Annotated in this window: 8 protein-coding genes; 2 read left to right on the forward strand and 6 right to left on the reverse strand. The window is 71.7% G+C overall.

The features are described 5' to 3' along the window. Positions 1–217: 217 nt before the first annotated feature. Positions 218–1,525, forward strand: coding sequence for a D-arabinono-1,4-lactone oxidase (locus tag AB0K25_RS15655; protein WP_219465989.1), 1,308 nt, complete (start codon positions 218–220; stop codon positions 1,523–1,525). Between the two features lie 57 nt (positions 1,526–1,582). Continuing rightward, positions 1,583–2,506: a hypothetical protein gene (locus AB0K25_RS15660; protein WP_357533090.1), complete on the forward strand. Its 924-nt coding sequence runs from the start codon at positions 1,583–1,585 to the stop codon at positions 2,504–2,506. Between the two features lie 63 nt (positions 2,507–2,569). On the opposite strand, the gene AB0K25_RS15665 is transcribed toward AB0K25_RS15660, so the two are convergent. The 6 genes from AB0K25_RS15665 to topA all read right to left on the reverse strand — a co-directional run bounded on the left by AB0K25_RS15665 (position 2,570) and on the right by topA (position 12,589). Further along, entirely contained in the window at positions 2,570–3,601 is a 1,032-nt protein-coding gene (locus AB0K25_RS15665) for an NlpC/P60 family protein (protein WP_219465974.1), read from the reverse strand. Between the two features lie 28 nt (positions 3,602–3,629). After that, positions 3,630–4,112: a poly-gamma-glutamate biosynthesis protein PgsC/CapC gene (locus AB0K25_RS15670; RefSeq protein WP_208565561.1), complete on the reverse strand. Its 483-nt coding sequence runs from the start codon at positions 4,110–4,112 to the stop codon at positions 3,630–3,632. Then, positions 4,109–5,995 carry a poly-gamma-glutamate synthase PgsB gene (pgsB, locus tag AB0K25_RS15675; RefSeq protein ID WP_357533087.1) on the reverse strand — a complete coding sequence of 629 codons (1,887 nt, stop codon included), beginning with the start codon at positions 5,993–5,995 and terminating at the stop codon, positions 4,109–4,111. The genes AB0K25_RS15670 and pgsB overlap by 4 nt, the downstream gene beginning before the upstream one ends. A gap of 1 nt (position 5,996) precedes the next feature. After that, on the reverse strand, positions 5,997–8,258 hold the full coding sequence (locus tag AB0K25_RS15680) for a cache domain-containing protein (protein ID WP_357533085.1): 2,262 nt from the start codon (positions 8,256–8,258) through the stop codon (positions 5,997–5,999). 144 nt (positions 8,259–8,402) lie between these two features. Beyond that, the gene (locus AB0K25_RS15685) at positions 8,403–9,695 is read right to left on the reverse strand and encodes a CapA family protein (protein WP_308290984.1); all 1,293 of its coding nucleotides are present in this window, start codon (positions 9,693–9,695) and stop codon (positions 8,403–8,405) included. Positions 9,696–9,745: 50 nt separating this feature from the next. Next, positions 9,746–12,589, reverse strand: a complete 2,844-nt coding sequence (gene topA / locus AB0K25_RS15690; protein WP_357533083.1) for a type I DNA topoisomerase — start codon at positions 12,587–12,589, stop codon at positions 9,746–9,748. Between the last annotated feature and the right edge of the window lie 212 nt (positions 12,590–12,801).

Here is a 12,801-nt window from a genome sequence, read left to right on the forward strand (position 1 = left end):
CGCGCGCGACACTTCGACCCTGCACCGGAACGCGGCGCAGCGGCCCGGTCGTGGCGGCTGGTGTGGACACTCGACGCCACCCCCCTTCGACGGAAGAACATATCCACATGTCACGAGACCGTGACTACCGGTACAACGAGCGGACCTCGATTGCGGTATTTACCAGGCACAACGTTCCTGATATGAAGGCAGTTCACATTCATGTCGAGGAGCGCCGATGGCCGGTACCGCCACCGCCTGGTCCAACTGGGCGGGCAACCAACACAGCGTCGCCACCGCCATCCTGCGCCCTACCACCGTCGAGGACATAGCCGAGGCGGTCCTGGACGTGGCGGGCGCAGGTGAGCGGATCAGAGTGGTCGGCAGCGGCCACTCGTTCACCCCCATCGCCGTGTCCGACGGGCGGCGGATGGAGCTGTCCGCCCTGCGGACCGAAGTCCGGGTCGACCGGGCGGCCCGACTGGTCACCGTCCCCGCCGGGACCACCCTGCGGGCGCTCAACGCGCTGCTCGCCGGGCACGGCCTGGCCATGCCCAACCTGGGCGACATCGACGCGCAGACCATCGCCGGGGCGATCTCCACCGGCACCCACGGCACCGGTGCCGCGTACGGCTGCCTGTCCACCTTCGTCGAGGCGCTCACCCTGGTCACCGGCACCGGCGAGGTGCTGCGCTGCTCGGCCGAGGAACACCCGGAGATCTTCGCCGCCGCCCGGGTCGGCCTGGGAGCGCTCGGCGTGCTCGCCGAGGTCACCCTGCGCTGCGTCGACGCGTTCACCCTGCGCGCACACGAACGCCCCGCCCCGCTCGACGAGGTGCTGGGCGACCTGTCCGGTCTCATCGGCCGGCACGACCACGTCGAGTTCTACTGGTTCCCGTACACCGACCGGGTGCAGCTCAAGACCAACGACCGGGTGCCGGCCGACGACCGGCCGCTGCCGCGCTGGCGGGGCTGGCTGGACGACGAACTCCTCGCCAACACGGTCTTCGCCGGGGCCTGCCGGCTGGGCCGCGCCGTGCCGCCGCTGGTCCCCACCATCAGCGCGGTGTCCGCGCGGGCACTGACCGAGCGCACCTACACCGGCCGCTCCGACACCGTCTTCTGCACCCCGCGCCGGGTCCGCTTCGTCGAGATGGAGTACGGCATCCCGCGCGCCGCCCTGCCGCAGGCGCTGGCGGAGCTGCGCCGCATCGTCGACCGGCTGCCGTTCAAGGTGCTCTTCCCGGTCGAGGTGCGGTTCACCGCCGCCGACGACATCTGGCTGTCCCACGGCTACGGGCGTGACTCGGCCTACCTCGCCGTCCACCAGTACGTCGGCATGCCGTACGAGCCGTACTTCCGGGCCTTCGAGGAGGTCGCTGCCGGGCTGGGCGGCCGACCCCACTGGGGCAAGCTGCACTACCGGGACGCGGCGTCCCTGGCGACCGCGTACCCGAGATTCGCCGACTTCCAGGACCTCCGCGCCCGACTCGACCCCGGCCGGGTCCTCACCAACCCCCACCTCGACCACATCCTCGGCGAGTGACCCACCCGCCGCCAGGGGTGACGACGACGGCGGGAACGGCACGGTAGCCTGCCTGCGATGCCCCGAATCTCCACCCGCCGTAACGGTCTCCTGGCGTGCTGCGCGGCCCTGTCGCTGTGGCTCGTCGCGTGTGGCGAGCCACCCGACGAGCCCACCGCCGCCCCGCCCGCCCCGGCAGCCCCGGACACGGTGGTGACCGACTTCGTCAGCCGGCTCAAGCCGACCGATCCCTACCGCGACCCGGACCCGACGGAACGGCAGACGGCCCGTCGGGCGGTGACACTGTTGGTGACCGGGGACCAGTCGGGGCTGCCGGAGGCGAGCGGGCTGCTGGCCAAGCTGGGCTTCACCGCCAGCAGGGGCCGCGATCCGCAGACCGGGCGCGACTACGCGCTGTTCGTCACCGGGGCCGGCGCGGAGCGGCCCTGGGGCCTGATCATGGTGGACCTGTCCCAGCCGGTACGGCTCGCCGTCGAGGTGCCCCACCCCAACTCGGACCTGCACACGGAGGACATCGGACTGCGGCTGTTCCGGGCGACGCCGGGCAGCATCATGCTGGTCGCCGGCGCACACCGCCGGGCCGGCGACGGGCGGGCGGACGCGGCGCACAACTCCCAGGGCCTGTTCCAACTGGCCAGCGAGCGGTTCGCCCGCAACCGGATCAACCAGATCCAACTGCACGGCTTCGCCGAGCAGAGCCTCCCCGGCGAGGAGATGGTGGTCTCCAACGGGCAGAAGCGCTCCACCCCCGCCCTGCGCCGCACGGCCGACGCGCTGGACACCGCCGGCTTCGTCGCCTGCCGGGCCTGGACCAGCAGGTGCGGTGAGTTGGAGGGCACCACCAACACCCAGGCCGAGGCGGCCCGCAAGCAGGGCGCGGTCTTCGTCCATCTGGAGATCACCTGGGCGGTACGCCGTGCCGAGGACCGTCGGGCGGACCTGGTGGCGGCACTGGTGGCCGCCGACCTTCCCCGCCGCTGACACCCACCGGCCCGCAGCCCCGGCACCCGAGAACGCCACCCCCGCGTTGCCGGCCGGCCGGGGTCAGACCCGGCGTGCCGACAGGAACCGGCCCGACCAGTAGCCCGGCCCGTCCAGCAGCGACTCACCGCCGAAGTCACCGAACGTCGGACCGTCCGCCTTGACCCGGCTGGAGAAGAACCGGTGGTGACCGGCATCGTCGACACCGAGATAGATGCCGGAGTGCTCGATGCTCGGGCCGGCGTTCGCCCCGTGGTTGAAGAAGACCAGGTCACCCTCCTGGAGGACGCCGTAGTCCCGGGCCGCCCGACCGGTGTTCGGGATCAGCAACGCGCCGGGGCCGAAACCGGCCATCGCGTACGCCCGGCGGGGCAGTCCGGCACCCTTGGTGTTGGTGCCCCGCAACGGGTACTTCATCCGGTAGCCGTAGACCATCCGGATGAAACCCGAGCAGTCCAGGCTGCGGAAGTGGTCCTTGGCCGGCCGCTCGTGCTTGCCGTCCGGGAAGTCCCACTCCACACCGAGGTAGTCGTAGAAGTCGGAGTTCTCGGCACGACCGTCCGGGTCCGCCGCCGAGAGTGGGCCGAAGGAGGCGTCACCGGCGAACTGGCGGCCCTTGGCGTCCTTACGGGCGGGCGCGTCGTCCAGGTAGTCCATCGCGATGGCGAGGGCGTCCGGGCTGTCGTCCCCCACCGCCTTGTCCAGCCACGGCCGGAACCATGCCGCCTTCTCCTCACCGGCCTTCCACGGGGTCGGGGCGAGCCGGATCCAGGCGTCGGTGGTCACCGACGACTTCGTGAAGCGGGGCTCGGTGAAGGTCCGCTCGGGGCCGGCGACGCGTACCGTGCGGGCCTTGTCGGTGAACACCGCCAGCACCCGCCCGGCCGCGTCGCGGACCTGGGTCCGCGACGGTTTGCCCAGCCGGGTGAAGGTCAGCTCGGCGGACTCGACCGACGCCGCGCCCGGGCCGGCCGCGCTGCCCGGCGGGGCGGTCGACGCGGACCGGTCGGGACGGAGCGCCACGACGACGATCACACCCGCGGCGATCAGGACGACGGCCAGCGTCGCCCAGATCCCGTTCCTGCTCTGTGACACGGGGGATGCCTGCTTCCGTAGTCTCGGCTCAACTCACCGGCACCAGGCCGGCCAGGATGCCACTGAAGATGATCAGGTACGAACCCACGGAGACCGCCCCGGTGGCCAGGATCGTCGCCAGCGGCGGTTGACGGACCAGCTGGTAGGCGATCAGGCCAGGTGCCACGAAGCCGAGGGTCTGGTGCGAGAACAGCAGCGGGAAGTCCTGCTGGATGACCAGGAAGAGGGTGGTCTGGAGCAGCACGCTGAGCAGCACGATCGCCGCGAACAGCCGCTTGCCGTAAAGGATGACCACCCGCTGCATGACCCGGGTGAGTCCCCAGGTCACCCCGGTCATCGCGACGATCACCAGCACCTGGCGGTACTCCTCGACCAGGGCCAGCGCCAGCCAACCCGGCGTGATCATGCCACCGGGGGAGAGATTGGTGGTGAGGTAGCAGGCCAGCGCGAGGACCAGCCCGACGCCCAGGCAGAGCGTGGACAGCTCGGGCGTCAGTTCTCCGTTGATCATGAGGAACTCCGGTAGACGGACGGCCGTCGATGCGACGACTGCGGATCGGGATCGGGTGGTGTCGCAGCGGTGCCGTCGGCCGGTGGCCGGCGGCTCCGGTCCCGGCGCGGATCGTGGTCCACCGGGGCCTGCTCCGGGGGCCCGCCCACCGGCCGGCCGCGCCGGGTCGGCGGCTCCTGCTCCACCAGGCCGAACGGGTCCCGCTGGCCCGGAGACTGGGCGTGGTAACGGTCCAACTGCTCGGGGGCCAGCGCGGCGTACCGGTCCAACTGCTCGGGGGCGAGCGCGGCGTACCGGTCCGGACGCCCGGGGGCGGGCACGCCGGGGCGTTCCGGCCCGTCGTACGGTCGGGCCGTCGGGGGGCCGGGCCACGGCGCCGGGGGCGCGAGGGGCACGGGGGGTGCCGGGGGCGCGGGAGGGTTGCCGTACGTCGTCGCCGGCCGCCGGGAGGCACCGGAGGCCGGTCCGGGCGGCGAGTCGCCCCCCGGTGCGCCGTACCGACGGGCAGGGGCCTCGCCGACTGGCCGAACACTCGGACCCGGCGGCACGACACGAGCAGGCGGACCCGCCGGCACCGCACGCACAGCCGGACCCGGCGGCACCGCACGCACAGCCGGACCCGACGGCACCACACGAGCAGGCGGACCCGGCGGCACGACACGAGCAGCCGGACCCGGCGGTACCGCACGAGCAGGTGGCTCCTGGGATACGGGACGGTCCAGACGGCTGAGCTGCGCGAGCAGGATCTCGCCCTGACCGTGGATGTTGCCGATCGCCAGCACCGAGGCGAACCCGTCGATGCTGCCGAGCACCCCGTCGAGCAGTTCCTCGGCCCCGATCCGACCGCCCAGGTCGACCACCCGGCCCTGCCAGCTCTCCTCGATCTTGACGCGGGCGCTCCGGGTCGGCTCACCGATCAGGACGACCTTGTCCGGGTCGATCCGGGAGACCAGCGCGCCCATCTGGCCGTTCCGCTCCACCCGGTCCGGCCGACAGTTGATCAGCACGTGCAGTGGTCGGGGGATCGACCCCTGTTCCTGCAACTGCTTGATGTTCATGAACGTCGACTCGGGGTCGTTGGCGGCGAAGATGTTCGCGAACCGCAGCGACGTGCCGTCCCGGCGGTACTCCTCGACGCTGAGCACCCCCGGATCGGGGGGTGCCGTCCACATACCGGTCAGGGCGGCCTCCCGGGGCACCCCGAGCAGTTCGGCCACCTTGAGGGCGATGGCCACGTTCTCCTTGAACGTGGTCCAGGTGAAGCCCGCCATCTCGTCGTCGGTGACCGATTCGGGGTCGACCGGGATCAGCTTGCAGGACCGCTTGTCCGCCTCCGCCTGCAGGATGTGCAGCCGGTCGGACTCGGCGGTGACGCAGATCCCGCCGACCGGCATGGACCGGCTCAGCGAACGGGCCACGTCGTCCAGGGTCGGCCCCATCTCGGCGAGGTGGTCCTCCCGGACGTTGCAGAGGATGCCGATGGTGGACTGGATCAGCTTGGTCTGGTTCAGCTCCTGCAACGGCGGCATGACCGCCATGCACTCGATCACCAACGCGTCCGGGTAGTAGGCGGCGGCCCGGCGGACGATGCCGATCTGCTCCACCACGTTGGCGATGCCGAACTTGCGGTAGACCGGCTCTTCGCTGGCGTCCGGGAAGATGAACCGGGCCGCCGTGCCGGTCGTCTTGGCCACCACGACCAGCCGGCCACCACGCAGCGCACCGGCGGTGAGCCGGGTGATCGAACTCTTGCCCCGGATGCCGTTGACGAGCACCCGCTGCGGGATGCGGTGCAGGCTGCGGTGATGGTTGCGCTGCTCGATGATGCCGCCCGCCAGCAATCCGAGGCACGCGAGGAGAAACACCAGATAGAGGAAGAGCATCTCAGTCACCCCTGCGGGACGACCGGACACCACGGCTACCCGCCTTCCGTCGTGGCGGGACCTTCGTCATGATCGCCGTGGGCATGCCCTCGGTGCCGCGCAGTCGTGCCGCACCCCCGAGCCGCTGCTCGCCGTGGACCGCCGCCTGACGACACACCTCCAGGCAGACCGCCACCGCGCCGATGTCGTCGTGCCAGCGCGGTGAGATCACCCGGCTGCTGTCCCCACCGGCGAGCGCCGCCGCCTCCCGGGACAGGTTGCGCAACGGCCGGAGTTGGAAGAAGTAGTACCAGCTGAACAGCAGCAGGCCGATGCCCGCCGCGACGACCGCGACCAGGAGCGCGCCCTGACGCATCTCGTTGCCGGGCAGCGCGTAGTCGGTGACCGGGCGCTCGGCCACCACCGTCCACTCCAGGTGCGCCGCCGAGCCCTCCAGCGCGACCGGCGCGGTGATCAACAGCTCACGGTCACCGTCGACCTCCGCCACCCGGGCGTACGGCTTCCCGCTGAGCGCCTCCGCCGCCGCGGTGCGCACCTGCCGGCTGGAGACCTGCTCGAAGGCGAGGTAGCCGGCCGAATCCAGGATGTCCCGCTGGTCCACGTCGACCACCCGCAGTCGCCCGTCGACCCGCTCCAACAGCCGGGTCAGGTAACGCACGTCGAACTCGGCGACCAGCGACCGCCCGTCCGCCAGCTGCGTGTACGCGTAGACGATCGGCAGTCGGCCCTGCACGTCGTGCAGCACCACACCGCCCTCCCCCGGCAACGGACCACCGGGTCGCAGCGGGGTCCGGCCCACGCTGGTGACCACACCGCCGTTCGCCGACACGAGGTAGCCGCTGCGGAACCTGCGGTTGTCGTCGAGCAGGCGGTCGAGCGCCCGGCGCAGCTGGCCGGTGCCGGCGGTGCGGTTGTCCGCGCCGACCAGGGCGAGCTTGGTGTAGCCACCGTCCAGGGTGTCGTCGACCGCGCCGGCCACGGCGGCGACCTGGTTCTCCGAGTCCCGCACCACCTGGGCCGGGAGGTCGTCCTCGTGGGGGGCGAGGGTGGCCAGGATCCCGCCTGCGGCCAACAGCACCGCGACGACCGCCGTGACGACCGCAAGACCTGCCGGTACGCCGCCGGTCGGGTCGTCCGGGCCGCGCCCCGCCGGGGTCGCGTGCTGCTGGGCGGCGAGCGTGCCGAACGCCGAGGCGATCCGGTTGACCTGGGCGTTCGCCGTCCTCGGCGGCCCCTGCATAGGGTTGCCCGAGGCCACCGCCTTGGCGTGGACGAGGAGCAGCCGCATCGGCCGCACCAGTCCGAACTGGAGGATCAGCAGCACCGCACCGGCACCCACCAGTAGGACGAGCGCGGCCAGCAGGGGCTCCCGGGTGACCGCAGCGGCGGTGACCGGGACGTACACCAGGGAGACCACCACGACACCGACCTTGCCGACGGCGTCGGCGGTGGCCACCGGGGCGATCGGCGCGGCCGGGTCCCGGTCGACCGGGCCGGCGGCCGGTGCGCCGGTGCGGGTGGCGGCGGACCCCCCGGACGTCGCTCCCACCGCCCCGGTGATCAGCCCGTCCAGCGCGGGATCGGCCGGTACGGGTGCCCCCTGCACGAGGGACCGCCCACCTCCGGGCACGGCGATCAGGACGGCCTGCTTCGCCTTCGGGTCCAGCCGGAGGGTACGGATGTGCAGGTTCAGCTCGGCGACGAGCAACCGCCCGTCGGACAGCGGTTCGACCAGGAGCAGCCGGGGGTCGTTGCCCTCGACCACCGGCAGGGCGATCCGGCCGGCGGCGGTGCCGGGGGGCAGCGCCACCGGTTGACCGACAGCGGCCACAGTGGACTTTCCGGCCGCGTCGAGGACGCCGACGCCCCGCCACTTCGGTTGGTCTCTGGTGAGTGCGGCGAGTTGGGTGGCCGCCCCGGCCGGCCGCGCGTCGTAGGCGCCTGCCGTGCGGGCCAACTCCTCCCGGCTACGGGCGACCGAGCTGTCGAGGCCACGGGCGACCGCCCTGACGAAGTCCCGCTGCGAGTCGGTCACGGCCCGGGGCACGCCGGCCTCGCTGTCGCGGCCCAGGTAGGCGAAGGCGAAGACGGCGAGCAGGGTGAGCAGCAGGGCGGCCACCAGTGCCGGCGTACCGACCCCGGTCAGCAGACGGGGCTGCGGAAGCTGTTTCTCCAGGCTGATCAGACGCCAACGGGCCAACTCTCCCTGCCCGTCCCCGGGGCGGTGGAGGCCCGCCCGCACCGGCGGTGGCGGATGGTTCATCCACGCACCCACAGTAGACAGTCGTCACCCATGTAACCGTTCCTCCCCGTGGACCAGCCGGCGTGCGAGGCTAACAGCGCTCACCGCCCGCCGGATGGCGCGATTCGCCAACTATCGAGCGAATCGGATATTCAACCGCGTGATTTACCCGTTCGGCGTGGCCGAACCACCGGGCGGGCCAAGAACCTCAAGACCATCCGCTTCTCCCCCACGGGCCAAGAGGTAGCCCCGGATGCGGGCGGCAGCAGCCCGGTAGATCTCCCGGCGGTGCGCCGGGGTCGCCGGATCCGCCAGCGCGGTCGGCAGATCCACCAACCGGATGTCCGGATTCAGATCGATCCAGGTGGGAACGGCCTCGGCCCGGGTCACCCGCCACTTCCCCTTGGCCGTCTCGGTGAAGGTGAACCGCCCCATCACGCCCTCCCGGTTGGCGGGGATCGGTTCCGCGTGCCGGGCGACCTGGTTGCCCATCCCGAAGACCACCCACTTCTGGCCGATCTTCTCGATCGGCTGCACCACGTGCGCATGGTGACCCAGGATCAGATCGATGTCCGGGGACGCGATCAACAGCTTCGACCACTCCTCCTGCTTGGCGTCCGGCAGGTTCTCGTACTCGGTGCCCCAGTGCAGACTCAGCACCACGATCTCCGCACCCGCCGCGCGCAGCTTGCGCGCCGCCGCGAGGATCCTGGGCGGCTCGATGAGGTTGGCGATCCACTCCTTGCCCGCCGGCCGTCGCAGCCCGTTGAAGTGCAGGCTGTAGGCCAGGTGCCCGACCCGTACCCCGTTCTTGGTGTAGATCCGTGGGGTGAGCGACTCCTTCTTGGTCCGCGCGCTGCCGGTGTGCCCGATCTTCGCCGCGTCCAACGCGTCCAGGGTACGGACGACCCCCGCCTCGCCCTGGTCGATGCTGTGGTTGGACGCCGTCGAGCAGGCATCGAAGCCGGTGCCCCGGATCGCGTCCACCACCTGCGGAGGGACGCTGAACTTCGGGAAGCCGACGAACGGCCCGTCCGGCTTGGCCAGCGGGGTCTCCAGGTGACAGATCGCCAGGTCAGCACCCTCGACCGCCGGGCGGGCGTGCCGGAACAACGGGTTGAAGTCGAGCGCGGCGGAACGCCCCGCACGCTTGGCGTCCCGGCCCGCCTGATGGGTCAGTTCCGGGTGCACCAGCACGTCACCGGCGCCCAGGATGGTGAACAGCCGACGCCCGGAGGAGTCCTGGCGTACGGCCGGGTCGGGCGGGGTGCTGACCGGCCCGACCTCGGCGACCGGCGCACCCGCACCGATACCCGGCGGGTCAGCGGGCGAATCGCCCCGTGTCCCGCTGGTACGCCAGACGATCAGCCCCGCTCCGGCCAGCACCGTCCCGACGAGGGCGACGATGCCCGCCACCTTCAGCGGCCGGCCGCCACCCGCACTCTCCGATTTGGACACCGCGACAGAGTAGGCCATCACGCACCGGACGTGAGGCCCCTTTCAGCGGCTCACTCGCCGTCGGCAGCCACCGTGGCCTTGCGGGGAGCAGCCTTGCGGGCCGGCGTCTTCTTGGCCGTCGTGGCCTGCTTCGTCGCGGTGGCCTTGGTGGTCGTGGCCTTGGCCGCCGTCGTCTTCTTCGCCGCCGTGGTCTTCTTGGCCGGCGCCTTCTTGGCGGGGGCCTTCTTCGCCGCCGCCTTCTTCGGGGCCGGGCCCTTCGCCCGCTTCTCGGCCAGCATCTCCGACGCCTGCTCGACGGTCAGTTCCTCCGGGGTCTGCCCGCGCCGCAGCGACGCGTTGAACTCCCCGTCGGTGACGTACGGCCCGAACCGGCCGTCCTTGATCACCAGTGGCTTCTCGGTCAGCGGGTCGACGCCCATCTCGCGCAGCGGGGGCGCGGCGGCCCGACGCTGGCGGGTCTTCGGGGCGGCCAGCAGGGCCAGCGCCTCGTCGAGGGTGACGGTGAACATCTTGTCTTCCGAGTCCAGCGAGCGGAACTCGTCACCACGCTTGACGTACGGACCGTAGCGGCCGTTGTTGGCGACCACCTCACCGCCGTCCGGGGCGACCCCGATCACCCGGGGCAGGCTGAGCAGCTTCAACGCCTCGTCGAGGGTGAGCGAGTCGGGGGTCTGCGTCCGCAGCAGCGACGACTTGCGCTCGCCGCTGGCGACGTACGGGCCGAACCGGCCGGACTTGAGCACGATCGGTTCCCCGGTGGCCGGGTCGTCGCCGAGCTTGCGCTCGCCGCCCCCGCCGAGGAACAACTCGTGCACCTTCTCCGGGGTCAGCTCGTCGGGGGCCAACCCTTCCGGGATCGGCGCCCGGTCGCCCTGGCCGCCGCCCTCCTCGCCCTCGGCCTTCGGCGTCGGCTGCTCGCCGGGCAGGGCCCGTTGCAGGTACGGCCCGAACCGGCCCACCCGCACGACGACCTCACGCCCCTCGTCGTCGGTGTGCAGCGGGATCGAGTTGACGCTGCGCGCGTCGATCTCGCTGAGGTCCTCGGTGACCAGTTTCTTCAACCCGCCCGCGTGGGCGATGGCCTGGTCACCGGTGCCGTTGCTGCTGCCGAAGTAGAACGCGGTGAGGAAGTCGACGGCGGCGTGGTCGCCCCCGGCGATCTCGTCCAGCTCGTTTTCCATGCTGGCGGTGAAGTCGTAGTCGATCAGGCGCGGGTAGTGCCGTTCCATCAGCCCGATCACCGCGAACGCCAGGAACGTCGGGATCATCGCCTGGCCGCGCTTGGTGACGTAGCCGCGGTCCTGGATCGTCTGCATGATCGACGCGTACGTCGACGGGCGGCCGATGCCCAGCTCCTCCAGCGACTTGACCAGCGACGCCTCGGTGTAGCGCGACGGCGGCTGGGTGTGGTGGCCCTGCGCGGCCAGCTCGTCGGCGGTCAACGGCTGGTCCTTGACCAGGGTGGGCAGCCGCCGCTCGGCGTCCTCGGCCTCGGCGTTCTCGTCGTCGCTGGACTCGACGTAGGCCCGCAGGAAACCCGGGTCGGTGATGGTCTTGCCGGTGGCCCCGAAGTCCGCCTCCTCCTGCGCGGCGGAGACCGCCCGGATGCGCACCGAGACGCTGGAGCCGACCGCGTCGGTCATCTGCGAGGCGATGGTGCGCCGCCAGATCAGCTCGTAGAGCTTGAACTCCTCGCCGGACAGCTCCTTGGCCACGTCGCCCGGGGTGCGGAAGTTGTCCCCCGCCGGGCGGATCGCCTCGTGCGCCTCCTGGGCGTTCTTCACCTTGCCGGTGTAGCGGCGCGGCTCCGGTGGCACGCTGCGCTCGCCGTACAGCTCGACGATCTGCCGGCGGGCCGCCGCGATGGCGGTCTCCGACAGGTTCACCGAGTCGGTACGCATGTAGGTGATGTAGCCGTTCTCGTAGAGCCGCTGCGCGGTGCGCATCGTCTGCTGCGACGAGAACCGCATCTTGCGGGCCGCCTCCTGCTGGAGGGTGGAGGTGATGAACGGCGCGTAGGGGCGACGACGGTAGGGCTTCTCCTCGACCCGGGTGACGGTGAACGGCCGCCCGTCCAACCGGGCCGCCAGGCCCCGCGCCCCGCTCTCGTCGAGGTGCACCACGCCCGCGCCGGGGCGTACCCGGCCGGTGGTCGGCTCGAAGTCCTTGCCGGTGGCGATCCGGTCGCCGTTGAGGGCGACCAGGGTGGCGTTGAAGGTACGTGGGCCCTCGCCCGGCTTCGCCACCGCCAGGGTGGCGAGGATGTCCCAGTATTCCGCGGTGCGGAAGGCCATCCGCTGGCGTTCCCGCTCGACCACGATCCGGGTCGCCACGGACTGCACCCGGCCCGCCGAGAGCCTCGGCATGACCTTCTTCCACAGCACCGGGGAGACCTCGTAGCCGTACAGCCGGTCGAGGATGCGGCGGGCCTCCTGGGCGTCGACCAGGTCCCGGTCGATCTCCCGGGGGTTGGCCACCGCGGCCTGGATGGCCGGCTTGGTGATCTCGTGGAAGACCATCCGCTTGACCGGCACCTTGGGCTTGAGGGTCTCCACCAGGTGCCAGGCGATGGCCTCGCCCTCGCGGTCCTCATCCGTGGCCAGGAAGATCTCGTCGACCTCCTTGGCCAGCTTGACCAGCTTGTTGATCTGCTGCTTACGGTCGGCGGAGACGACGTAGAGGGCATGGAAGCCGTTGTCGACGTCCACCCCGAGGCGGGCCCACGGCTCACCCTTGTACTTGGCCGGCACGTCGGCGGCGTTACGGGGGAGGTCCCGGACGTGGCCGAAGCTGGCCTCCACGACGTACCCCGGGCCGAGATAGCCCGAGATCGTCTTGGCCTTCGCCGGTGACTCGACGATGACCAGACGGGTGGTTCCAGCGTTGCTCGGCACGTCTCTCCCCGACTCCGCTCCTGCTCCAGGCCCGATTCGGGCCGTGTCGCGCCCGCCGGACCACGGTTGGTCCGGATGTCCAACGTAACGCGCCGCCCGGGTTCCGGGTCCCGGGGGCGGCAATCAACGTCCGCGCGGCGACACCACCGACGCCACGCCGGCCGCAGCGGCCGGACGGCGCCACCGTACACCGTGGGTAGGCCCGGAAGTGG

It is taken from the genome of Micromonospora sp. NPDC049257, assembly GCF_040678915.1.
In the GTDB taxonomy this organism is placed as follows: domain Bacteria; phylum Actinomycetota; class Actinomycetes; order Mycobacteriales; family Micromonosporaceae; genus Micromonospora; species Micromonospora antibiotica.